Raw genomic sequence first — 23,274 nt, 5'->3', positions numbered from 1 at the left:
TAGGGGGCAAACCGGTTCAGGCTATGAAACCAATTGAACGTTCAACCAAGCTCGATGGAGTATGTTATGACATTCGCGGCCCTGTCGCACAGGAAGCCAGAAGAATGGAAGAAGAAGGTCACCGTATTCTTAAACTGAATATCGGTAATCCGGCACCTTTTGGCTTTGAAGCACCAGATGAAATACTTAAGCATGTTATTCATAATCTGCCTACGGCTCAGGGCTATTCAGACTCTCAGGGTATATATCCGGCAAGGGTTGCCGTGGCGCAGTATTACCAGCAACGTGGGATCAGAGGTGCTGACGCTGATGATGTGTATATTGGCAATGGTGTCTCAGAGCTTATTTTAATGTCGTTGCAGGCTCTGCTGAATAATGGTGACGAAGTGCTGATCCCATCGCCCGATTATCCACTGTGGACAGCGGCGGTTAATCTGGCCGGCGGTAAAGCAGTGCATTATCGCTGTGATGAGCAACAGGACTGGTTTCCGGATCTTAGCGATATTAAGCAGAAAATCGGCACTAAAACTAAAGCAATAGTGTTGATAAACCCGAATAACCCTACCGGTGCGGTTTATGATCAGGCTTTTTTGCTGGAACTGCTGAAAATAGCCCGTGAGCATCGGTTGGTGGTATTGAGTGATGAAATATACGATAAAGTGCTGTACGACGGCATCGAGCACGTCAGCACAGCATCGCTGGCTGATGATCTGATTATGCTGACATTTGGCGGCCTTTCCAAAAATTACCGGATAGCCGGATTCAGGGTTGGCTGGTTATTTATTTCAGGAGCCAAAAACCTGGCCCGGCACTATATCGAAGGTTTAAACGTGCTGGCTTCAATGCGGCTTTGTGCCAACGTTCCCTGCCAGCATGCAGTGCAAACTGCACTTGGCGGCTATCAGAGCATAAATGAACTGGTGGTGCCTGGCGGCCGTTTGTACGAACAAATGGATCTGGCCCATAAGCTGGTTAACGATATTGATGGGTTAAGCTGCATGCGGCCTAAGGGCGCCATGTACTTATTTCCTAAAATAGATCGCAAAAAAATCCGGATTAAGGACGATGAGCTGTTTGTTCTGGATTTTTTGCGTCAGCACAAAGTTCTACTGGTGCATGGCCGGGCTTTTAACTGGCCGGAGCCTGATCATTTTCGCATCGTGTTTCTGCCCCACAAAGAGCAACTGGCCGCGGCACTGGGTAAGCTCGCGCAATTCTTGCCAGGTTATAGTCAGTAGGATTCAAAACCGCTGTCGCCCTGAGCGGCAGCGGTGAGTTGCCAGAGATTTCCGCAGTAAACACCGTGTTCTGCTGGTAAATCACCGCAAGCCACGGTTTAATTTCTTGTTTCTGCATTCATTTAACAGTAGGCTGGGCGAATCAAATAGCCATCCATACTGCTGATTATAATAATGATAACTGACTTCTCATTCCAACAAATGTTTGAAAGCCTGACGTCAAAACTGGCCTCTGTGGTTTTCTACGCTTTTGAAATCAATGGCGTTGCCATACCGATGGTTTTAATCTGGCTGATTTGTGGTGCCCTGGTATTTACCTGTTATCTCGGTTTTATTAATGTCCGGGGGTTCAGTCATGCTATTAGTTTACTTAAAAAAAATAAAACAACAGGGGCCAGCGGTGAAATCAGCCCTTTTCAGGCACTCAGCACCGCGTTGTCCGGCACAGTCGGTACCGGCAATATCGCCGGGGTGGCCATTGCCATAAGTTTAGGCGGACCGGGCGCCACCTTTTGGATGATCATCGCAGGTTTATTGGGTATGTCGACCAAGTTTGTTGAATGTACCCTGGCGGTAAAGTACCGGCAAATTAACAGCGACGGCAGCGTTTCCGGCGGCCCGATGTATTACATTAAAGCCGCGCTGGATAAATTTAAACTGCCAATGCTGGGTACAGTACTGGCTATGGCTTTCTCGGTATTTGTTATTTTTGGCTCAGCAGGTTTTGTCCATGTTAATCAGGGTTTTGTGCAGGTACAAAGTGTTACCGGCTTTGACAACGCCTGGCTGTTTGGTGCAATTTATGCGCTTTTGGTAGGCGCAGTTATTATTGGTGGTTTAAAAAGTATCGCCCGGGTAACCAGTAAACTGGTGCCATTAATGTGCGGCATTTATCTGGCGGCTTCGTTGTTGGTGATGTTTACCCACTTTAGCGCCATTCCCGCTGCCCTGTGGCTAATTGTTCAGGGCGCCTTTACCCCTGAAGCCGGCTACGGTGGTTTTATTGGGGTGCTTATTCAGGGCTTCAGGCGCGCAGCTTATTCTAATGAAGCCGGTATTGGCTCCTCACCTATTGCTCATGCTGCGGCGCAAACCAAAGACCCGGTCAGCCAGGGTTTTGTCGGTTTACTGGAACCCTTTATTGATACTGTAGTGATTTGCACCATTACCGCGCTGGTTATTATATTAACCGGCGCCTACCAGACCCCGGGCCTGGACGGCGTACAAATCACTTCTGGCGCTTTTGCCTCGGTAGTTAGCTGGTTTCCGTGGGTTTTAATGGTGGCACTGTTGCTATTTGGTTTTTCCACCGTAATCAGCTGGTCTTACTATGGCTTAACCGGCTGGCGCTATCTGGTTGGCCATAATCAGCGTTTGACTCAGCTGTACAAAGTGTTTTTTTGTTTTATTGTCTCAATCGGTGCTGTGCCAAATGTTATGGCAGTATTTGATTTTATAGACTCGATGATATTTTTAATGGCGGTGCCCAATATTCTGGCATTGTATCTGCTGTTACCGGAAGTAAAAGCTGACTTAAAAGCGTACTGGCAAAAGCGGGCCATTTAGCACCAGCCAATATGGGCTGATGCTAAGCCAGTACCCATCCTGCCAGCCAACAGCGGCTTGCCTGGCATTATTGTCAAACCTGCTTGATCAGGCAGCCTGGCCGGTGACAGTTTTCTTGCCGCCTTTTTGAGCTGAATTGTCATCAGAATTAGCTGTTTCACCTACAGCAGTGGGTTTAACTGCTGCTTTGGCCGGCGCTTTTGCCGGCTTTTTTGCCCCTAAGGCCACCAGTAAAGCCTCTTTATTCTGAGCCAGGTATAAGGCCAGCGTTTCGGTTTGCGCTTCATCTGCCAGTAAGCTGCTGGCAGTTAAAAAGCTGGCCAACTCATCAGCGGTATCCAGCATTTTGTCATAGGCGTCCGCCTCCGCTTTTGAGGTAAAAGTCATTTTCTCTACTCCATTGCGCTCTACAATATATTTTATTAACACTGCCATTTTGCTGCCCCTGATTAATTTTAACTGTTATTTTATACAGTATAATTTAGCCGGTGTCGAGTGCTCGAAATAAAATCAATAGTCGCGTACTATAACGGCTCTTGCTAAGCTGTTTTACCATGATTAAGGAAGGTTATGTTAGCAATTTGGTCAGCGCGACATTCTGAAGACAGCCACGACCGGCCAAACGATCAACGCTCGCCCTGGCAACGGGACCGGGCCCGCATTCTGCACTCTGCCGCTTTCAGGCGTTTGCAATCTAAAACTCAGATTTTAGGCATTGGCCAGAATGATTTTTATCGTACCCGCCTTACCCATTCACTAGAAGCCGCGCAAATAGGCACCGGGCTGGTTAGTCAGCTGGTCAGAAAATCTACTGACGATATTAAAGCCATTCTGCCCGACCCAAGCCTGATGGAAGCCCTTTGTCTGGCTCATGATATTGGCCACCCGCCCTTTGGCCATGGTGGTGAAACCGCGCTGAATTATAAAATGCTGGCCGATGGTGGTTTTGAAGGTAATGGCCAGACTTTACGGATTGTTGCCAAGCTGGAGCCGTACACTCAGCAGCATGGCATGGATTTGGCCAGGCGCACCTTATTGGGTTTGCTTAAATACCCGGTGTTACAGCCAGGTTTCCCGGCTGTTGCTAATACTGACAACCCACTTAACTTAAATAACTGGAAACCTGCCAAAGCGATATTTCAGGCAGATGCCGATATTCTTGATTGGATACTACAACCCCTGAGTAGCGCCGATCGTGCTGCCTTCCAGCAGGTAGATACGTTAGCGCAATCACCTTTTATTAAATCCCGTTTTAAGTCGCTTGATGCATCCATTATGGAACTGGCCGACGATATCGCTTATGGCGTGCACGACCTTGAGGATGCCATCGTGCTGGGTAATGTCAGCTACAGCCAGTGGCAGCACTATACCGGCGATGATATGCAAACGCTTGGTGCCAAATTATTCAGCAGCGAGCACCACATCCGAAAAGATGCAATAGGCGCACTGGTTAACCGGTTAATCACGTCAGTGGAGCTGTATCAGGCCCTGCCGGAGGCCTCAGAGCCGCTAATCCGGTTTAATGCCAGGCTGCCCGGCGCAGAAACTGCCGTGCTGCATAGCCTGAAACAGCTGGTGTTTAACTGTGTAATTCGCCAGCCGCTAATTCAACAATCACGCTTTCGCTGTCAGAATATGCTATTGCAGTTATTTGATGCTTTTGCCTCTGATCCCAGTCGCTTATTACCGGTTAATACCCAGCAACGCTGGCACAGCGCCAGTGAACAAGGCCAGGGCATGCGGGTAATTTGTGATTACATTTCAGGCATGACAGATGACTACGCTGAACGAATACATAAAACTCTGTTCGGACCAATTTAATTACAACAGATGCGCATAAGCGACAGCCAAAGGAGACCCCAATAGTTTTGAATAAGCTTCGTGTTCTGGCCGGCCCCGGGGCTATGGCCCATATTAAACAACATGGCCTGCAAGCCAATGATATCAGTGTGATGGTAGGTGCCAGCGGTGGTCCGAAATGGTTTAGCTTATTCGGCCTGGACCAGTACCTTCTTAGCGATTTTTTTGCTGGCCGCAGTAAGCCTTTGCATTTACTTGGCAGCTCAGCCGGTGCCTGGCGTTTTGCCTGCTATGCCCAGGCCGACCCTGTCGCAGCGTCAAAACGTTTTGCTCAGGCCTATTCCACGATCCGTTACCCGGCGGGTGCTGATATTAACGAAGTTACCCGCATTTCCACGGCAATTATCGACGAAGTGTTCCAAAACGAACAACAGGTAACCGAGGTGCTGAACAACCCGGTAATGAAATTGAACCTGATAGTAGCCAAAGCAAAAGGGCTGAACCGCAGTCAGCGCAAAATTTGGCAAGCCGCCGGCTTAACGCTTGCTGCCGGTGCAAATTTACTGAACCGGCGCTATTTGCAACACTTTTACCAACGGGTACAGTTTTATCCGGAGCAATGCCAGGCGCCGTTTCATCGCTACACCGGCTTGCCTACCCAGCACGTGCCATTAAGCCAGGCCAATTTACGCCAGGCAGTAATGGCAAGTGGCTCAATTCCTTTGGTTTTATCGCCGGTTAAAGATATCGAAGGTGCCGGCCCTGGTTTTTATTATGATGGTGGCATTACCGACTACCATTTTGACCTGCCGTTCAGTAATCATGGTTTGGTGCTGTATCCACACTTTTACCCGCAGCTTACCCCTGGCTGGTTTGACAAGGCATTAAAGTGGCGACGGGCACACTCGGCGCACCTGCACAATGTGGTACTGCTCTGCCCCAGTGCCAGCTGGGTTGCCAGTTTACCGAATGGCAAGATTCCGGACAGAAATGATTTTAAATTACCAGACAAGCAGCGCCTGGCGAACTGGCAGACTGTGCTTGAACGCTCACACGAACTGGCCGCTGATTTTGCCAGCGGCCAGTATCAACTCGAAGCGTTGTAAGTACTGCTACTGCGGTCTTGGGTCGTCCACTATGCTATCTGTAGAAGTATCTGCAGTGGCGGTGGGTGTTAATGGCGTAATACTGAAGCTGGTAGGGACAATATCCAGTTTTACACCAAAGGCACTGCCGCTATCTAGCAAGCCATCCAGATACTGCCAGTAGCCTGTAGTGTATTCGTCCTGACTGAAACGAAGGGTAAAACCCCGTCCTTCGCCCTGATGCAAATAGCTGATAACTTCGTTCGTACCTTTATTATCAACCAGATCGAACGTCAGCAAATCTTTTAGTCTGCTATTACGACTGAACACGCCTGATGCCACCGGTTTTGCCAGATCAAGATACTCATGACCGACAGTGGCAGATTTAAGGGGGTTAGCAACAAATTGCTCGGTATCAAAATGATAGTGATCATTACCCTGCATCACACTTACTCTGACATTTTCAATATGGTAACCATGAGGGTTGTCTACCCGTCTGGCATGAGTAACGTCTATCGCGGTAACCGCCCCTGCACCAATAACCTCAGCACTATTGTTAAACGCGGTGTATACCAGTGCTGTGTTTTCATCAATACCAAAACCGAGCGGAAAGGTCGCTTTATTAAGCTCCGTTGCCACAATTAGCCGGCCAAAACGGGCTTTACGATCGAAATGCTGATCTACAATAGCGTGGGGGAAAAAGCCCAGCCCCTTTGCCAGCAGTAACGGGCCGTTTTCCTGATCCTGCATGCCATTATAAGTATCAGTAGTACCTTCGGTCAGAGCCCCCCAGGAATCGCCGGCCGCAATCATCACTTCACTCATCATAGCGGCACCTGCACTGGTGCCACCAACCACGCCCCCTCGCTGATAAAGCGCCCATATAGCATCCAGCAGCACAGAGTTCTGCCCCTCAGGTGCCAGAGTAGCGGTAATATTTAACTGATCGCCCCCTAAAAACCAGACAGCGGTAAACTGGCTAAGCTGCTCAGCCAGTTTTGGGTCAGTCGCACCCCGCCGCCACTGACTTTCATCAACATCTTTGGTGCTTTTATCATCATTAACGGCTACCGGAAACAAGGTCATCTGGTCTTCATCCAAGCCATAGCGCTGCATATCTTGCTGAAATTGCCTGAAATATTTTACCGGCTGACCACTGGCAGCCGGGATGACGGCTATCCGCGCCTGCAATTCTCCGCCAGCCAGCTCAATAAATCGCTGATAAACTTCAGCATTAGAACCTGCAAGTGCGCCACCAACTAGTACCAGCGCCCCCTTGTCTGCCTGCGGTGTTGGCTCAGGAATAACCACCTCAGTACAGCCGATTAACAGGCTTAAACTTAGTACTGAAACCGGCAATGAAACTGAGTTAGAAAAAAAAGTGTGCTTCACCAGATTTGCTCCATTTTTATGCTTTTTAATATTTTGGGTTTATCAGGGCTGTTGTTTTTATTGTCGCCCATCGCACAGAGTATCAGATTTAAACTGGTAAGGTCACTCTCTAAGCAGTAAGCTGTAACTGGTTTATTGTTTAATTATGACAGCGTTACCACTGCTGTACCGGAGGGTTTTTACTATGCTCAGTTCTTTACTAGTCACGCTATTCATTGCCATGCTGCTGCCATTTCTGGCCAAAGCGCCCCTCGCCTTTGCCATGCAAAAAGCCGGCGGATATGACAATAACAACCCGCGGGAACAGCAAGCTGCCTTAAAAGGCTTCGGCCAGCGCGCCAATGCCGCCCACTACAACAGTTTTGAAGCATTAATTATATATGGTTGCGCAGTGCTGACAGCAATAGCAATGAATGCGGTGGATAACACCAGCGTTATCCTGGGCTGGGTGTTTATCGCCAGCCGGCTGGTTTATTTTTTATGTTACTGGTTCGATTATGCCACCCCGCGCTCCACTGTCTGGCTGGTGGGAATGATAGCGGCTTTTACTATTGCAGGTCGCGCGCTGTTGGGTTGAAAACCGCCCTGGGCGCCACTAAAATAATTGCTCGGTGAATGATGTATTAAATATTTATCTCGTGATATCTGGCATCAACTTCATAGGGCGAATCGAGATATCCAAACCGGATAATGTCGCCGATATAACGAGTCAGAAAGGCTTCGTGCGAACCGGCCTGCTCATACTGATGCACATGCCGAAGTTCGTGTGATAGTAAACGTCTGGTAAGGTAACCCTGTTTAATGTAAATGCCGTAGCCCAGCGTTAAGCCAATGGTATCTTCAGTCAAAAACCCATACTCTTCGCATAACGCCAATAACTCGGGCTCATCCGGGCGCGCAATAACGGGTACTTCATAAAGATGTAATGGACAGGCATAGTAGCCAAGCTGACCATATTTAGATGTAATGGACAGGCATAGTAGCCAGGCATAGTAGCCAAGCCGACCATATTAACAAAATCTTGACAGCTCAACAAACGATTACTAATCTATTAACTGTATATTTAAACAGTGAAAGGGTGCGTTGTGCCCAGACCTCGTAAAGCACTTATCGCAGTAGAAGACACTCCTTACTACCATGTTGTATCTCGTTGCGTGCGTAGATCTTTTTTGTGTGGTATTGACAGAGAAACGGGTAAAAATTACGAACACCGCCGAGCCTGGATTGAGCGATGTTAGATGTAATGGACAGGCATAGTAGCCAAGCCGACCATATTAACAAAATCTTGACAGCTCAACAAACGATTACTAATCTATTAACTGTATATTTAAACAGTGAAAGGGTGCGTTGTGCCCAGACCTCGTAAAGCACTTATCGCAGTAGAAGACACTCCTTACTACCATGTTGTATCTCGTTGCGTGCGTAGATCTTTTTTGTGTGGTATTGACAGAGAAACGGGTAAAAATTACGAACACCGCCGAGCCTGGATTGAGCAGCGCATCCGCTTGCTGGCCTCATTATTTGCTATCGACATCTGCGCCTATGCGGTAATGTCAAACCACTTGCACATCGTGGTGAAAATTCAGCCAGATCAAGCAAATAACTGGAATTTGCAAGATGTGCTGGCTCGCTGGACCAGCCTTCACAAGAGTACTCTGCTGGTGCAGCGCTATTTGGCAAAGGGTAAACTTAGCACCGCTGAGCTTGACACAGTGCACAGCTGTGCCGACGTATATCGTGAGCGGCTGACCAGCCTGAGTTGGTTTATGAAATGCCTTAACGAACCCATTGCCCGTCAGGCGAATAAGGAAGACGGTTGCACTGGGCATTTCTGGGAGGCAAGATTCAAATCTCAAGCATTGCTAACCGAAGAGGCTTTACTATCCTGCATGGCCTACGTAGATTTAAACCCGGTACGCGCACAAATGGCTGAGACACCAGAAAGCTCAGAATTCACCAGCATCAAAGAGCGTCTGATGCCCTCATTCGATATATTACAAGCTATTGCTGAACAAACCCGGCAAGGTAATCTGCAACACTTCAGGCATCCTCTCAAACCTCTGCTTCCTTTCGAAGGGGCGCTGGTTGCCCCACCACAACAAGGCATATTATTTAACCTATCTGACTATCTGCAGCTGTTGGACTATACCGGTCGCGTTATCAGCAGCGACAAAAGGGGCTCCATAGCAGAACTACTCCCACCTATTCTGCAGCGGCTCAATCTTAGCCAGCAAGAATGGCTGACTCGCGCCACGCAATTCGAGGCTCGCTATACAACCTTATTTAGCCGACGAGCCCGCCGTGACGCAGCCTGAACATCTCTTCTACCCTCTCAACTAAAAATTATTCAGCGTCACAACCTAGCATTCAGGAACCGTTATACCTGACAATACCTTACAACAGTTACTTTGCGCGAACTTTTACGTTACCCGTAGCATATTAACTGCAGCGTCAGTATTTGATGGAGCAATATAGGACCTTCTCAGCTGTGCCAGTCCTACATTGACTTTCAGATGTGCCTGTCTTATATTGATTGCTGTCCGTGCTGTGAAATCAGTCATAAATTAATAATTGCCTATAATTTGGTCTAAGCCAATTTGAATATTTTTAAGCAAAAGTTCTTTTTCAGCAGCACTAGCGTTCATGGGAGGCAGCACATTCGACAAATCAAGATCTCTAGCAACAAAATAGTGATTTATATGTTCAGAAATGAGTTTCAACTTATTAATGTCATATAAGTTTGCCAACTTATTTTGATGCCGCTCATCCCAAGAGAAATCATCAGTAATTCTTTCAAACTGAAAAGCATATAAGATTAGAGATAACGCACTTGAGTCTGTTTTTTGAATTTTAGTTATCATTAAAAGTCGTTCCAATCATAAGGTATGTCGTCACCGTCCTGCCATTTATTTGCTTCATCAAACTTTCTATGCGGTTTTGGAGTCATATACTCCCCAGAGTCATTTACACCTGACCTAGTAATATTGTCAATATCTGACTTACTCATCCCTTTTAATTCGAGCTCAGTAAACAATTGGTCATTAGTAGACTGAGTAGGACGATAGTGCCCACTCAAGTTTGATACATCTGAAATCTCACTATCGTTGACGACCATCTCGCCAGCTAATGCGACTCCCGCGCCAGCCAAAAAATCTTCTAAGCTGTGCCTGTCCAATTCTTCCCGCAATTCTTTCCGTTGACTGTCCCTGTCCTATATTGACTTGAAACTAGACCACAAAGCTTTACAACTAGTGTTTAACAATACTCTCTTCTAATACTTTTTCTAACGTTCTAAAGAATTCTTCTGCCCGCTTAGGATTATCATAATCTTGCACAGCAATTGCGTAATCGACCGAATCAAAGTGTGAAACAGACATAATCGCTTGAAGCATTTTTTCCACATTAACCCTAAACCTATGAAATAATTCATATTTCAAAGCATGTATTTCATTAGAATTAATGTAATTTCTATAAAGATGCCTCATCAAACTCATATCAGGAGGGTAATCAACATAAAATCTTAAAACCTCCTCCTTTTTTATATGTTCAGGAATCAGCCGTTCATTAAATGTTACCCCAGCTAACTGAAACATATCTTCATGTAAAAAAATGGTGGCTTTAGTTGCCGCAAAATTGATTACATGCTGATTGGTGTAGGCACGAGCAACAGCTCCACTGTAGTCGGCATCCTTATTACTAAGGATCCAAATTATAGCTTCACAATCGAACTTTAGTGCTGCAAGATCCTGCTTCGCTTTGGCCGCATATTTAGGGGTAAGAAAAGTCATATATTTATGCTTCACTCCACCCCACATTAAGTAAAGAAACGCAAATACTGGCCTTGGCAAATTAGCAATCATATGCATGGCTTCCCCCTCATCCAAATTGCTGTATGATAATATTAATCAGACAATTATCTGGTTTGTAGCCATGTCTAAAAACATTATAAATCAGAGATGTTTTAAAATAGTAAATCTCGATATTCATTTTAATAATTATTTCAGCATCAGCAAGTGAGACCTGTTCATTGTTCCATTCAAACATACATTTCTCTGAGAACTCTGATACTTTAGAAACAGCAATATGCCTACGAATATTAACTAACAGTCCAGTGCGGTAACACTTAACTAGTGCATCGATCAGTTTGGCTTTAAATTCGGATTCTTCAGCAGAAAATATTTGGCTAGGGTCATAATCGGGAATATTAATTTCAGTATTTCCATGAATATAGATGCCTCCACGTGCATTTTCGAATATCATGCTTTTATCCATTTGCCAGCAACAACTAGTTAATCGTCATAAGTTTATTTACCTCAAAGGTGCTGACAGGCTGCTCCCAATTCGGTCAACACAGATACTACCTATCGGGAGTGACCTTTCCCCGGAATTAATACCAATCCCGTGATGAGATTTTCCAGCTTATGCTGCCTGTTTTGCATATTCAACAGGCGACATGTAATTCAATGAGCTATGCGGTCGTACATTGTTGTAGTGCTCACGCCATAACTCGATTTCATATCTGGCTTCATCCAGTGTTCTGAACCAGTGTTGGTTCAGGCATTCGTTCCTGAATTTACCGTTCAAACTCTCAACAAACGCATTCTGCGTCGGCTTACCTGGCTGAATAAAACTTAAAGTGACACCTGTTTCTTTGCTCCAGAAGAACATAGCCTTGCTGGTAAATTCAGTTCCGTTGTCACAGACCACCTTGCCAGGCTTACCGCGTTGTTCAATCAGCAGGCTCAGGAATCTGGCCACCTGTCTGCCGCTGATAGACACTTGAACTAATTGACCAACCATTTCACGCGAATAGTCATCCACCACATTCAACACCCGAAAGCGTCTGCCGTTACTAAGCTGGTCTGACACAAAGTCCATTGACCAACGCTGGTTAGGGGCTGTTGGTACTTCAATCGGCTGTCGCGGCCGGGTCAGTTTTTTGCGTTTCTTCGTCCGAACCTGTAAGCCTTCTTCGGTGTAAAGCCGGTACGTGCGTTTACGATTCTTCACCCAGCCCTCGCCGCGTAGCAAGCCATGCAGCATCAGATAGCCATAGCGTGGGTATTGCGTTGCCAGTGCCTTTAAGCGCTTCCTGAGGCCACTATCTGCACTTGTCTTAAGTTTGTAGCGAAATGCCGTTCGGCTTACCCCCGCCAGCTTACAGGCCACCCGTTCACTCAGACGAAATGCGTCAATCAGATGTTGAGCAACCGGTTTCCGTGCCGCTGGCGTCACCACTTTTTTGACAGCACATCCTTCATGGCTTCGACTTCCAACATCTTGTCAGCCAGCATCTTTTTAAGCTTATTATTTTCGACTTCAAGCTCCTTCAGCCGCTTGGCTTCGTTCACTTCCAATCCAGCATACTTGCTACGCCAGTTGTAGATGTAGTGGTCAACTAATTCCGGACAGTAAATTAGATAGATCCTCAGCTTTTGCCGGTGGCACACCATTGTTGAACTGATGTGGCCTGCTCCAGTTGTAATAATCCATCAGGTAAAAACTGATATCACGCTGTGCTTCTGCTTTGCTCATATAACCGGTTACCGGCACCCACTCAGTCTTTAAGCTTCTGAACAGTCGTTCCATTGGGGCATTATCCCAGCAATTACCCCGGCGGCTCATGCTTTGCGTCATCCGATAACGCCACAGCCGTTGGCGGAATAAGCGGCTGGCGTACTGGCTGCCCTGGTCAGAATGGAACATCACACCTTGCGGTCTGCCACGTTGCTCATACGCCATATCCAGTGCTTTAATCGCCAGCTCTGCATCAGGCCTGGCCGATAACGCCCAGCCAACAACACGACGACGGTACAAATCCAAAACCACAGCTAAATAGTGCCACCGGCCTTCTGCCCAGATGTAGGTAATATCACCACACCACACGCTATCAGGCGCGCTGACATCAAATTCTCTGTCGAGATGGTTAGGAATATCAACCCGTTCAACCTGAGCCGTTTTGTAACGATGTGGTCCCGGCTGCTTACTGATGAGCTTTGCCTCCCGCATCAGGCTCATGACTTTAAAGCGACCAATCTCATAACCCAGCTCCCGCATCATGCCAAGCAAGGTTCTGCTACCGGCAGAATGACGGCTGGCTTTGAACAGCTCTTTGATTTTACTGCGCTGTTCTAACCGTTCGACATTGATTTGCTTACTGAGCTGCTTATGTTCGTAATAGCTGCTGACGGGCACATCAAACACCTCACAGACCACTTCTACCGCTTCATGTTCTCTTAACTGGTCTATCAGCGTGTACGTTCGAACTCGTCTGACATTAAGAGAGCGGTTGCCTTTTTTTAGTATGGACTTCTCCCGCTCCAGCCTGTTGACTCTGGCCTCCAGCTCCTGAATTCGCTGCTGCTCCGGCGTCAGAGCCTTTGCCTTCGGTGTGACACCACCGCGCTCTTGCTCAAGCTGCTCTACCCAGCGGCGAAGTGCACTCTCACCAACACCAAGGGACTTAACTGCTTCTGCAATGCTGTAGCCCTGGTCAAGCACCAGACCGGCAGCATCACGCTTAAATTCTGTTGAAAACGTACGACGTTGTTTTGCCATTGAACACCTCTTCTAACGTGGTAATCTTACCACCTAAAATGGTGTCCGGTTTTATTAGACCACTACAAGAACGTGCCAACAGAAACGCCCATGTCACGGCAAATGTCGTCGACCTTTGCCCCGGCTTCATGCTGCTTGATAGCTTTGATAATTTGCTCTTCGGTGTAACGCTTTTTCATTTTGAGATCTCCATTGGCTCCATTTTATTGGAAATCTCATCGATGTCATGGTTTTAAATTTGGGGGAAAGGTCAGGAGTAATACGATTTAATGACATTGTTATTAGTTTTATCTACCTCTACAGTAAAAACTTTTTTACCCACACTACCTCTTTGGCCGACCGGATAATCGGACGGTTGATAGACGACTATCCAAACCTGTTCGTTCTCCAACAAGATTACGTCGTAACCTGCTATATCAAAGCCTTTGTCTTTAAAACTCGCATATGTTCTCTCGAGTACTTTAGCCTGTAGTGATTTAATCACTAATACTTCTGTAGGGGAACTCACGTCAAAGGTGTAAAATGCTTGTCCTAAATCAACTTGTGTTCTGAACTGATCTACCCTAATCTACATAACGATTTGTTACTACTGTTTAGTGATAGTTTCATTGAGTGTTTGTTCTAAAGTTCGGAAAAATTTTTCAGCTCGTTCAGGATGATCATAATCTTCAAGAGCAATTGCATAATCGACTGAATCAAAATGTGACATTGATTCTATAGCCTGTAGCATATTCAGAGTTTTACCCATAAATTTATCAGAAATATCACTTTCTAAAGCTTTTGAATCTTTGCAATTACTATATAAATATCTCATTATATTTATTTCTGGAGGGTAATCCACGTAGAATTTCAAAACATCATTTTCACTAATTTCACTTATTAATTTCTTTCGATCGAATTTTATACCACAAAAATCAAATATTTTTTCATGCTCAAAAATTATCGCTGTACTAGAAGCAAAATGCCAAACATCTTCTCTGGTATAACATTTCGCAACGGTCTCAGTGTAGTCTGCATCTTTGTGGGAAAGAATCCAAATTATCGCTTTACAATCTTCAGTAAGTTTAGCTAAATCTTTTTTAGCTTCTTTAATTTTTTTTGGTGAGAGAAATGTAAAGTTTTTATTAGGGATAATCCCCCACATAGTATGTAAAAATGAAAACACGTTTCTTGGTAAGTTATTAATCATTAAAAATCCATCCAGTCATCAGGAATTTCCTCACCCGTCTGCCAACTCTCTGCTCTTCTAAAGTCTGCATGAGTTTTTTCATTCATTGAAAAGCCGTCTTGTCTATATCCAGTTCTTTTAACTTTATCTAAAAACTCCTTTTTCATGCCACGGCTCTCTAATTCCTCGAAAAACTGATTATTATGATTTTGGGTCGTTTCATAGTGACCTGACTTATTACTCACTTCAGTTAATAATCCATCAATGACTTGCAAGGTACCCGCTGATGCAACGGCAGAACCACTCGCTAACGAAGAATGATGAAATATCTCTCGTTCTTGATAATTAGAAGCATATATGCGACCGTCGGCTTCCATAATAAATATAGCACCACCCCAAATTGAAATTGACTCCCCCGTATCGAAAGGCTGACCTGAAATTTTGTTTACTAGTAAACCATTACTGACTTCAAGTTCAAAACTTAGTTTTTGTTTTTCATTAAGGTATTCAACTACATTAGGTTTATTCCAACGATTACAATTGTCTGGATCATTTTCACCTATATACCCAGGCAAAAGATCAGTTATTTTGTAACGCGGCTTACCCTCCTTACAACTCAACCCCAGCGGGTCAATCCAATTCACATGATTAGGCGCATACTGATAGTGGTTAATACCGCCGAGTAGGCCTATTGGATCCTGGCTGATAAAACGTCCGGTTTCGGGGTCGTAGTAGCGAAAATGGTTGTAGTGTAACCCGGTTTCACTGTCAAAATACTGGCCCTGGAAGCGGATTGGGTTATCAGTTTCGTTACGCGTAACGGTCGCTTTACCGAAAACTGAGTAGCTGGCTTGCCAGACTATGTTGTTGTTGCTGTCGGTAAGTGACAACGGCGTGCCGAGCTGGTCCAGCTGATAGTAATACACCGCACCATTTTTCAGTAACAGCAGAGGTTTGTTGCTACCTGGCTCATATATAAACCAGCTATATTCACCAGCCCGGTTTTCGCCGATAAGCTTATCACCATCCCAGAAGTATTCGGTGCGCTCACCGTCGCTGATTTTCGCGCTGCGCCGGCCAAAAGCGTCATACTCGTAACGGCTGATGGCACCGTTACAACTTACGCTGGTGAGCTGGTTTAAGCCGTTAAACTCGCGCTGCTGACCGGCAGGGCCAGAGACAGCATGTATCTGATTGCCGCTGTCATCATACTGATACTGTTTATTATGATAGCGCAGCAACCTGTCCTGTTTAACCTCAATACCGTCGCCTTGCGGGTTACCAAAGCTGTCCCACTGATGGCTTTCGTTCTGGCTGGGGTCTGCACTATGTTGCTTGCTGATTAGCTGATCCAGCTTATTGTACTGATATTCAATATCACCAAGCTGGTTATCCGTTACTTTTTGCAACTGATGTAATGGCGAATAACTGTACTGCCGCTGCTGAGTTTGCTCGCCCCGCTGCCACTGCTGCGAGGTTAGCCGGTTAAACGCATCAAACTGCTGCTGTAGCAACAAACCACTTTGATACTCGCGGGCGGTTTCGCGTCCGGCACAGTCAAATGTGCGCCATAACAAAGGTTGCTGATTAACAGCCAGTTGTGTCAGTTGCCCCTCTTCGTTATAGCGATAATCAATAAGACTGCCATCCGGCAATGTGGTGCTGCTGCGCTTTCCCTGTTGATTGTACTGATGCGCAATACAGCTGTTATCCTGCCATATTTCCGTTACTTGGCCGTTTAAATGATAACTGAAACGCAATTTGCGCTGGCCGTTACTGGCCCGCAATACCCGGCCAATTTTATCGTAATGGAAATGGTTGCTGGTCAGGTTCTGGCCATGCAATGCGGTTTGCTCGACAATACGGCCACACTTGTCGCGTTTTACTTTAAGCTGCCGCTTACTGCCATCACGAACGCTGGCGACGTTACCATTAACATCATACTGAAACTGTTGCTGGCGGCCATCAAAGCCCTGCAGTCGTACCGGTCGCTCCAATGCATCGTAATCAAGCTGATAACGGGCACCGTCGCTGCGCATAATAGCTGTCAAGTTACGCTCGTTATCGTACTCGTAATGAAAAGCGCTGCCATCGGCCTGCAGTAAGCTGGTAGGCTGGCTTAAGCCGCCGTACTGGCGTTCAACGATATCTCCGTTGGCATTGGTAGTGCTCAGCAAACGGCCACTTTCATCGTAGCTGAAGTATTGCTCCAATACTGGCGCATCAGCCCGGCTTGCGCTATCAGCCGGGTATTGCACCTGTTTCAGTAGTTTACCGGCAGGGTTGTAATGGTACTCTGTTACCAGACCACTGGCATCGACCACACCGTTTAACCGGCCCAGGCTGTCATAACTGTAGCGGGTTAGCGCGTCATTATGCTTTAGTGCCAGCAACTGACTTTCGTCACTCCAGAGTAAACGCTGAGTACTGCCATCGGGCAGATACACTCTTTCAAGCTGATTATTGCCACTGTATTGATAACGCGTAACCGAGCTATCAGGATTAATTTCAGACAACAATAAGCCTGCAGCACTATATTCACGGCGCCATTGACGGCCTTCTGCATCAATAATGACATTGCGCTGGCCCAGCTCATTGTATTGGAAATGGGTAATGGCACCATCGGCCTGTTCCCGGGTAACCAGCTGGCCTTTTTCGTTGTAATAAAAACGGGTGGTACTGCCATCAGGCGTGGTCTCAGCAGTTTTTTTACCCTGTGCATTCCAGCTGTACTGCCAGGTCGAGCCATCTGGTGCCACCTTCTTAATCAGCAGATTGCGTTTATTGTGAAAGTACTGCCAGCAATGGCCGTTGCCATCAATACTACTGGCACTGCGGGTTTTATCATCATAACTGAAACGATAGTCATAAATGCCATCGTCACCCCAGTTACGAATACACCGGGCAGCCGGGCCGTTGCCCTGCCAGCTGAAGTAATGGCAGAAGCCGCTGGCCCGCTGCCGCACTGTTAATAAACGCTGGCTGTACTGATATTTTTCGGTCTGGCCAGCACTGTTTGCGGCGCTGATTAACTCCTGATCGTCGTTATAGCAATACTGTGCCAGCACCACTGGCGGAGTTTGCGCTGTTTTGCCGGGCTGTTCAGTTGGGTTACTGAGGCTTACCGCTTCAATCCGGCTGAGTAAGCCAGCACTGTTGTAATGCAGCTCAATACCTTTTTTACCGGTGTAATCTATCCGGCTTAACTGGCTTTGCGAATTATAGTAAAGCTGTAAGTGGCGCCCGACACTGTCCATCACCTGATGTAACAGCCAGCGCCTGCTCTTAGCAGAACCGGCATTGCTGTTAGCGGGCACAAATACCCAATGGGTATTATCTGGTTTTAGTAACACCAGGCTGCCATCAGCTTCCGAGCGCAGTGCCAGCTCTTCTGCCAGCTGATAACTGGTTTGTCCCGGTTCAGGCCTGGCAAAGTGTAGCCGCCGCCCTTCCTCGTTAACTAACTGCAGGGCAACGGTGCCGTCGTCAGCCGTCAAGGTGTCGATATATAAATTGAAATTACTGCGCCAGCCGTAACCAAAACCAATATTCTGATGGCTTTGGCTCGAGCGATAAGTTCGGATCCATTGCATTGGCAAAGGCCCGGCCAGCTCAAAATCAGTAAGTTCAAGAATTTCTTCACCGGTACACATTGCTACAGGATCGCCGCAAGTTTCCACATTTTCCGTTGCCGGCGTCGGGTTATTTGCCGCATTAGTGCCAGCCAACCCGCTGGCTACACTGGAGTTTGTCGTCGGGGTTTTGTCAGTGGCTTTGCCACCACGCTCGAGGGTTTTGCTGCTGGCAGGCGCAGGGGTAACCGACTGCGGGGCAGTTAAAACCGCTGTTCTCTCCGGTTGCTGCAAGATAAGCAGCTTGCCTTCCAGCACCGCAGTTGCCAGGGTGCGGCATAATTCAGCGTCACGTACTGCACTCCAGGGCGCCAGCAAATCTTTCGCCGACAATTGGCCGGAAAACCACTGATAAACATTACGGATACTGTCACTTTGGCTTGGATGGCGATCGAATGATTGCCTAATCCACTGGCTTGCCGCGTCACAGCTGGCAAACTGCAAAACTGTGCCGCTTTGCCCCTGGCTTTCAGTACAAAACAGAAACATTTTGCCCGAACGGGATTTAAGGGTTAACGAGTGCACAGCCATATCAGTAATTGTCCTTAATTTTCAGATAAGCTGCCGGCGTTCTGCCAGCTAAAAACGGCCACTGCGCGATATAATCGCTCAGAGATCTCACACTGCAGGCTTAAACCACTTTGGCTTGCATTGCTATAACTGAGATATAACAGTAAAAACCGGTAAAGTCCGCCTGCAGCCCCCAGTTCACCGGTGGTATAGGCTGGAAAACACAATTGACTTGTTTTACTGATTACCGGCGCCAGATGCAGATAATGCGGTTGCCAGCAAGCTGTTAGTTCGCTTAAGCCATTATCGGGCATATACAGCTGCGCCATACTGCTGCCAGCCTGTGACGCTGCTCCCTTAAACAGCTGAGCCAGCGCCAACTCATCAACATCGTTACCTACCGTGGCATCTGACGCCAGATACTGACAGCTAAGCCCGGTATCGCTGTGCTGCAATGCCATGCCTATCGCGCCTTCAGACCATACTACCTGCTCCACCTGCTGATCCTCAGAAATTAGCTGCTGGGCAGCAGATGCTGATAGCTCTGATCCCATTGTTTGCAGCAATGCCACCGGACTATCCAGGCCAATGATCCAGACGACAGGCTCGCCGCTTTCCAGCAGTTGTCTGGCCGCTGAGAGTGCCATCAGACCTGCACTTCGGCCGTAGGGGAATAACTGACATCCGCCATGACTTAACAACGTTGGAAACTGTTGTCGTAACTGCTGAACAAAAGCAGACAATACTGTCTCATTTGCTAACAGCTCGGGTAGCACTAACAATACCGGTGCATTAGCCGGGCCGGGTTCAAACTGAGCCAATAGTCTGGTTAACATTGCCAGTAACCTGCTGTTAAATGGCAGCGCAGCATCGATGCCGCTTAAAGTGTTAACTTGTCGCAACTGGCCTGCCTGCTGGATAAGTATTGGATCCACCGGCATCACATCCAGCTGCAATGCCCAGTCAGTATCAGATGTTTTGCCCACAATTACCGCATGTTGTTTCAGCGCTATGCAACTGGCCATAACCCTCCCTGCCAGCTGTTTGGCTCAGCCAGCGCCAAACCCGGTTGCTGTAAAACCAGCAGTGCTGCCGCAGCAAAGCGCTGATACTGATTACCATCAGCCCATAGTGCCGGTAAATTCAGCGTTTCAGCTGTCATGCCGCCAATCAGATGCTGATTGCTACTGTGCTGCACGCCGTTTACTGTAAGTGGGTCGCGCATTTGCAGGGTCTCGGCACTCAGATTACCGGACATGGTAATAAGCGCACTTTGCGCAGCTCCCTGATACGCTGGATCGGTTGTAAGCTCATGCAGTAAAGGCAAAAATTTAGTTTGACCACTAAACCCCATCGCATTGATCGCCAGGCCGATATCAATGACAGACAACGCATTAACTATTTTGACTTTATCCTCAGCAGGCGCCGCCAATAACAGTAATTGCAGCTGCCTTGGTGTCAGGCACTCTGCTTGCTGCAGCGACAGCACTAAATCAAACTCGTTGGTACGTTGCCCCAGCAAATATAAGCTGTAATTCAGCTCGGCCAAAAGCGTTGAGTTGGTTCCGGGCTTTGAAGAAAACTGCTGTAACAGCCCACGTTGCTCTGTTAATCCGAACTGGCCGGCCAGCTGCACTGCGCTTCTTAAATCCAGTGCCTGCATTGCTTGGTACAAATTTGCCGCCAGTGCTTTGTTTACTAATAAACAGAGCAGCGGGCTTTGCTCCGGCCGCTGATACTGCTGAACGTAATGGCTCGCGGTTTTCTGATGTAATGCCAGCCATAGTTCAGCCAGCAAAGCCTGGGCCGAAAGCGGCAGTGGTATGGTTAGCACTGTGCCCAGATCTGCAACCCGGTTATCCAGCAAAGCGTTAAGCCATAATGGCAATTCGGGATCGCTACCACTCAGATATCGCTGACATAATCTGACACTTTGCAGCAGCCGGTTATCATGCAACTTTAGCTGACTAAGGGTAACGTAATCACTGCTTGTCAGAGCCAACCGCTGCAACCATAGTAAGTGGGTGCGCTCGGCCAGATCAGTATAGGTGTGCATCATTTCTTAAACCTGCTTGCGCCATTACTCAGCCACCAATCAGCACAGTGGGCACACCAACCACAATTTTGCCGCCATGGGCGGTGTCATCACCTAAGCGTGCAGCATTTTTGCCATTAATAAATACCGTAGCAGAACCGCTGCTAACACTGTCAGGCGGGCCGACGCACAGTAATTTATCGCCCTTTCTTGCTGCAGGCATTCCTGCAATACTGACATTCGGTGAGCCTTGCAATACCGGGCCCCCGACATGCGGCACCTGGCCTGTGGTTTTAGGACAGAGGTGCATACAACCGATTATCGCAGCGGGTTTGCTCATATTTTACCTGCATAACATTAACGTTAACTTATGGCGCTATCGTAATACCGGCCAGGGCTGATAGTTAATTAATACTGACCTTGGCGCCATTAATGGTAATTTTTACGCCTTTAATGGCAATAGAGCCGTCGCTTTTCATCGCAATCGAGGCGGCACCGGTTTTTATGGTAATTGCATCGCCTGCTTCAATTGTCAGCGACTTACCCACCTTATGGGTTTCAGCGCCGTCAATGGTGCTGGTACGGTCTTTATTAACGGTGTCCTTATCATTCCCTTTAATTAGCCGGGTGCTGTCATTATCAACATTAATCTGCTGATCATTTTCCACCTGCAGTTTGAAATTCTTTTCTGCATGCAGATAAAGCAACTCATCGCCTTTTTTATCTTCAAAACGAATTTCATTAAAATTGCCTGCACCGCCCCCTTCACTGGAGCGGCTTTTAACGCCACTCTGGGTTTTCGCAACGGGCAGGTCATATGGCGGCATATGATCGGAGTTATAAACGGCACCGATAATCACTGGTTGGTCCGGATCGCCATTTAAAAACTCAACCAATACTTCCTGATCCCGGCGCGGATAAAAGAACATACCCCATTTTTTTCCCGCCCAATTCTGGCTAACCCTGATAGGGCAAGAGCTTTCATTATCAGTAATATCACTGCGATCCCAGTGAAACTTCACCGTAACCCGGCCAAGCTTATCAACTGATATCTCTTCGCCACCTTTACAGGTTACCGTCGCCGTTTGCACCCCTTTTACCAGGGGTTTCGGGGTTTGCAATAACGGCCGGTATGCCACGTCTTTTGGCACGCAACGAAAACTGTTGGTAATAAGGTTTTCTGCACTTTGACTTGCGCCAGCCTGGTTAATCACTGCTGCGTCTAACCGCAAGTCGGTAATCACATACTGCTTACCTTCTTCTGCCTTATCTTCATGTTCGCTGATGGTAAAAGTGCGACCGGCGGTGAAACTACGACAACTACTGGCGCCCTGCTGCATGGCCATATCCCGTTGCAGCGCTTCTAACCTAAGGGTAGCAATTGCCTTCGAGCGCTTATGGGTATCGGCCTCTGCGCCGTAATGAAATATTTCATAGTCAGCATGTTTGCTGATAAGACTGCCGTTGTCATAGCTACCGGTAGGCAGCGCTTTTGGTTTTTCCAGATTGTAACCGCGCTCGACAAATTTCCCCGGTACCATCCGCAGCGCCTTTTGCCACTGACTGATATGCGCTTCTGCCAACGTGCCGGTGTGAAATTTAACGCTTTTCTCGATACAGGGTTCGTACGCTGATGCTTTATCAGCCAGGATCAGTTTATGCTGGCCCTTACTGTGTTCAAAAAAATAGAAAATGCCTTCCTGCTCCAGCAGCCTGCTGATAAAACTGAAATCGGCTTCTTCGTACTGAACTTTGTATTCATAATCAGGATAACTGCTGCTGATTTTGGCGCTGGCATCCAGTTTAATACCATGTTCAGATGCCAGGGTTTCGACAATTTTCAGTACATTCTGTGCTTTAAAAATGCGACTATTCACCTTATGCTGCATATACCAGGCGGCGGGAACGATAGTAAGGTGATAGTCGCGAAACTTGTTGTCACCGGCGTCTTTATTAACCCTTAAACCCAATGATGTTAAGCTGGCTACAACGCCATGCACATAACGTTGGCTGTCATTGCCCATTTCAAGCGTTATACAGACCTCTTTACCAATCAAATCTTTAGCTGCAATTTCCTGGCCATTGGTATACACCGTGGCCGCCACCGAAAATAACCGGGAGATCCCTTCATCTAACACAAACCGGGTCAGATAAAGTGCATCTTTACCCAAAGGGGTATCAATTCTGATGCTGTTCTCATCCTGGGTAGCTTTTTGCATCCGTATGCCTCAATCAAGAATGGATTGGTAAAAATTCCGGGCTATCATAAATAACAAGTAATGCAGCTGGC

20 protein-coding genes and 2 pseudogenes are annotated in these 23,274 nt (G+C 47.1%); 6 read left to right on the top strand and 16 right to left on the bottom strand.

Annotated features, from left to right (window positions below):
• Positions 1-23 precede the first annotated feature (23 nt).
• Both KQY15_RS11520 and KQY15_RS11515 read left to right on the top strand, forming a co-directional pair.
• Positions 24-1,238, top strand: coding sequence for a pyridoxal phosphate-dependent aminotransferase (locus KQY15_RS11520; RefSeq protein WP_217669350.1), 1,215 nt, complete (start codon positions 24-26; stop codon positions 1,236-1,238).
• A 174-nt stretch (positions 1,239-1,412) separates the two neighbouring features.
• Entirely contained in the window at positions 1,413-2,804 is a 1,392-nt protein-coding gene (locus KQY15_RS11515; RefSeq protein WP_217669349.1) for an alanine/glycine:cation symporter family protein, read from the top strand.
• 87 nt (positions 2,805-2,891) lie between these two features.
• Here the strand turns inward: KQY15_RS11515 and KQY15_RS11510 are convergent, their stop codons facing one another.
• A complete protein-coding gene (locus KQY15_RS11510; protein WP_217669348.1) occupies positions 2,892-3,239 on the bottom strand; it encodes a YebG family protein in 348 nt (115 codons plus the stop codon).
• Between the two features lie 135 nt (positions 3,240-3,374).
• On the opposite strand from KQY15_RS11510, the gene KQY15_RS11505 reads away from it, so the two are divergent.
• Both KQY15_RS11505 and KQY15_RS11500 read left to right on the top strand, forming a co-directional pair.
• Positions 3,375-4,625: an anti-phage deoxyguanosine triphosphatase gene (locus KQY15_RS11505; RefSeq protein WP_217669347.1), complete on the top strand. Its 1,251-nt coding sequence runs from the start codon at positions 3,375-3,377 to the stop codon at positions 4,623-4,625.
• A 47-nt stretch (positions 4,626-4,672) separates the two neighbouring features.
• The gene (locus KQY15_RS11500; RefSeq protein WP_254795671.1) at positions 4,673-5,710 is read left to right on the top strand and encodes a patatin-like phospholipase family protein; all 1,038 of its coding nucleotides are present in this window, start codon (positions 4,673-4,675) and stop codon (positions 5,708-5,710) included.
• A 6-nt stretch (positions 5,711-5,716) separates the two neighbouring features.
• On the opposite strand, the gene KQY15_RS11495 is transcribed toward KQY15_RS11500, so the two are convergent.
• Positions 5,717-7,081, bottom strand: a complete 1,365-nt coding sequence (locus tag KQY15_RS11495; protein ID WP_308160242.1) for a cyanophycinase — start codon at positions 7,079-7,081, stop codon at positions 5,717-5,719.
• Positions 7,082-7,265: 184 nt separating this feature from the next.
• Here KQY15_RS11495 and KQY15_RS11490 point away from each other — a divergent pair, with 184 nt between their 5' ends.
• Entirely contained in the window at positions 7,266-7,658 is a 393-nt protein-coding gene (locus KQY15_RS11490) for an MAPEG family protein (protein ID WP_217669346.1), read from the top strand.
• Positions 7,659-7,704: 46 nt separating this feature from the next.
• Here the strand turns inward: KQY15_RS11490 and KQY15_RS11485 are convergent, their stop codons facing one another.
• Positions 7,705-7,929 carry a hypothetical protein gene (locus tag KQY15_RS11485; RefSeq protein ID WP_217669345.1) on the bottom strand — a complete coding sequence of 75 codons (225 nt, stop codon included), beginning with the start codon at positions 7,927-7,929 and terminating at the stop codon, positions 7,705-7,707.
• A gap of 501 nt (positions 7,930-8,430) precedes the next feature.
• Between KQY15_RS11485 and KQY15_RS11480 the strand changes: the two genes are divergently transcribed.
• Positions 8,431-9,396, top strand: coding sequence for a transposase (locus KQY15_RS11480; protein ID WP_217669344.1), 966 nt, complete (start codon positions 8,431-8,433; stop codon positions 9,394-9,396).
• Between the two features lie 249 nt (positions 9,397-9,645).
• Here the strand turns inward: KQY15_RS11480 and KQY15_RS11475 are convergent, their stop codons facing one another.
• The 13 genes and pseudogenes from KQY15_RS11475 to tssI all read right to left on the bottom strand — a co-directional run bounded on the left by KQY15_RS11475 (position 9,646) and on the right by tssI (position 23,203).
• Complete coding sequence (locus KQY15_RS11475) at positions 9,646-9,942, bottom strand: hypothetical protein (RefSeq protein ID WP_217669343.1); 297 nt, start codon at positions 9,940-9,942, stop codon at positions 9,646-9,648.
• On the bottom strand, positions 9,942-10,268 hold the full coding sequence (locus tag KQY15_RS11470; protein ID WP_217669342.1) for an IQM protein middle domain-containing protein: 327 nt from the start codon (positions 10,266-10,268) through the stop codon (positions 9,942-9,944). Before KQY15_RS11470 ends, KQY15_RS11475 begins: the two co-directional genes overlap by 1 nt.
• Before the next feature lie 61 nt (positions 10,269-10,329).
• Positions 10,330-10,947, bottom strand: coding sequence for a hypothetical protein (locus tag KQY15_RS11465; protein ID WP_217669341.1), 618 nt, complete (start codon positions 10,945-10,947; stop codon positions 10,330-10,332).
• A 10-nt stretch (positions 10,948-10,957) separates the two neighbouring features.
• Positions 10,958-11,341 carry a hypothetical protein gene (locus KQY15_RS11460; RefSeq protein WP_217669340.1) on the bottom strand — a complete coding sequence of 128 codons (384 nt, stop codon included), beginning with the start codon at positions 11,339-11,341 and terminating at the stop codon, positions 10,958-10,960.
• Between the two features lie 159 nt (positions 11,342-11,500).
• A pseudogene (locus KQY15_RS11455) lies at positions 11,501-12,465 on the bottom strand (IS3 family transposase); the annotation flags it as partial.
• A gap of 10 nt (positions 12,466-12,475) precedes the next feature.
• Positions 12,476-13,639, bottom strand: coding sequence for an IS3 family transposase (locus KQY15_RS11450; protein ID WP_217669339.1), 1,164 nt, complete (start codon positions 13,637-13,639; stop codon positions 12,476-12,478).
• Positions 13,640-13,707: 68 nt separating this feature from the next.
• Positions 13,708-13,818: pseudogene (locus KQY15_RS11445) on the bottom strand (transposase); the annotation flags it as partial.
• A gap of 407 nt (positions 13,819-14,225) precedes the next feature.
• Positions 14,226-14,828, bottom strand: a complete 603-nt coding sequence (locus tag KQY15_RS11440) for a hypothetical protein (RefSeq protein ID WP_217669338.1) — start codon at positions 14,826-14,828, stop codon at positions 14,226-14,228.
• Positions 14,828-18,970 (bottom strand): RHS repeat-associated core domain-containing protein, encoded by a 4,143-nt coding sequence (locus KQY15_RS11435; RefSeq protein ID WP_217669337.1) that lies wholly within the window; start codon positions 18,968-18,970, stop codon positions 14,828-14,830. The genes KQY15_RS11440 and KQY15_RS11435 overlap by 1 nt, the downstream gene beginning before the upstream one ends.
• Positions 18,971-18,984: 14 nt before the next feature.
• Complete coding sequence (locus KQY15_RS11430) at positions 18,985-19,974, bottom strand: hypothetical protein (protein ID WP_217669336.1); 990 nt, start codon at positions 19,972-19,974, stop codon at positions 18,985-18,987.
• Entirely contained in the window at positions 19,959-21,008 is a 1,050-nt protein-coding gene (locus KQY15_RS11425; RefSeq protein ID WP_217669335.1) for a hypothetical protein, read from the bottom strand. Before KQY15_RS11425 ends, KQY15_RS11430 begins: the two co-directional genes overlap by 16 nt.
• 25 nt (positions 21,009-21,033) lie before the next feature.
• The gene (locus KQY15_RS11420; protein ID WP_217669334.1) at positions 21,034-21,324 is read right to left on the bottom strand and encodes a PAAR domain-containing protein; all 291 of its coding nucleotides are present in this window, start codon (positions 21,322-21,324) and stop codon (positions 21,034-21,036) included.
• Positions 21,325-21,388: 64 nt separating this feature from the next.
• Positions 21,389-23,203 (bottom strand): type VI secretion system tip protein TssI/VgrG, encoded by a 1,815-nt coding sequence (tssI, locus tag KQY15_RS11415; protein WP_217669333.1) that lies wholly within the window; start codon positions 23,201-23,203, stop codon positions 21,389-21,391.
• Positions 23,204-23,274 lie beyond the last annotated feature (71 nt).

This window comes from Arsukibacterium indicum (assembly GCF_019100565.1).
Classification (GTDB): domain Bacteria; phylum Pseudomonadota; class Gammaproteobacteria; order Enterobacterales; family Alteromonadaceae; genus Alishewanella; species Alishewanella indicum.
The sequence above is the reverse complement of the archived record's forward strand: the minus strand, read 5'-3'. Positions and strand labels throughout refer to the sequence as shown.

Excerpts from the sequence above, each read along its gene's own strand:
- KQY15_RS11520 (WP_217669350.1), top strand. The coding sequence starts at position 24 with ATGAAACCAATTGAACGTTCAACCAAGCTCGATGGAGTATGTTATGAC.
- KQY15_RS11515 (WP_217669349.1), top strand. The coding sequence starts at position 1,413 with ATGATAACTGACTTCTCATTCCAACAAATGTTTGAAAGCCTGACGTCA.
- KQY15_RS11510 (WP_217669348.1), bottom strand. The coding sequence starts at position 3,239 with ATGGCAGTGTTAATAAAATATATTGTAGAGCGCAATGGAGTAGAGAAA.
- KQY15_RS11505 (WP_217669347.1), top strand. The coding sequence starts at position 3,375 with ATGTTAGCAATTTGGTCAGCGCGACATTCTGAAGACAGCCACGACCGG.
- KQY15_RS11490 (WP_217669346.1), top strand. The coding sequence starts at position 7,266 with ATGCTCAGTTCTTTACTAGTCACGCTATTCATTGCCATGCTGCTGCCA.
- KQY15_RS11475 (WP_217669343.1), bottom strand. The coding sequence starts at position 9,942 with ATGATAACTAAAATTCAAAAAACAGACTCAAGTGCGTTATCTCTAATC.
- KQY15_RS11465 (WP_217669341.1), bottom strand. The coding sequence starts at position 10,947 with ATGCATATGATTGCTAATTTGCCAAGGCCAGTATTTGCGTTTCTTTAC.
- KQY15_RS11460 (WP_217669340.1), bottom strand. The coding sequence starts at position 11,341 with ATGATATTCGAAAATGCACGTGGAGGCATCTATATTCATGGAAATACT.
- KQY15_RS11450 (WP_217669339.1), bottom strand. The coding sequence starts at position 13,639 with ATGGCAAAACAACGTCGTACGTTTTCAACAGAATTTAAGCGTGATGCT.
- KQY15_RS11440 (WP_217669338.1), bottom strand. The coding sequence starts at position 14,828 with ATGATTAATAACTTACCAAGAAACGTGTTTTCATTTTTACATACTATG.
- KQY15_RS11435 (WP_217669337.1), bottom strand. The coding sequence starts at position 18,970 with ATGGCTGTGCACTCGTTAACCCTTAAATCCCGTTCGGGCAAAATGTTT.
- KQY15_RS11430 (WP_217669336.1), bottom strand. The coding sequence starts at position 19,974 with ATGGCCAGTTGCATAGCGCTGAAACAACATGCGGTAATTGTGGGCAAA.
- KQY15_RS11425 (WP_217669335.1), bottom strand. The coding sequence starts at position 21,008 with ATGATGCACACCTATACTGATCTGGCCGAGCGCACCCACTTACTATGG.
- KQY15_RS11420 (WP_217669334.1), bottom strand. The coding sequence starts at position 21,324 with ATGAGCAAACCCGCTGCGATAATCGGTTGTATGCACCTCTGTCCTAAA.
- tssI (WP_217669333.1), bottom strand. The coding sequence starts at position 23,203 with ATGCAAAAAGCTACCCAGGATGAGAACAGCATCAGAATTGATACCCCT.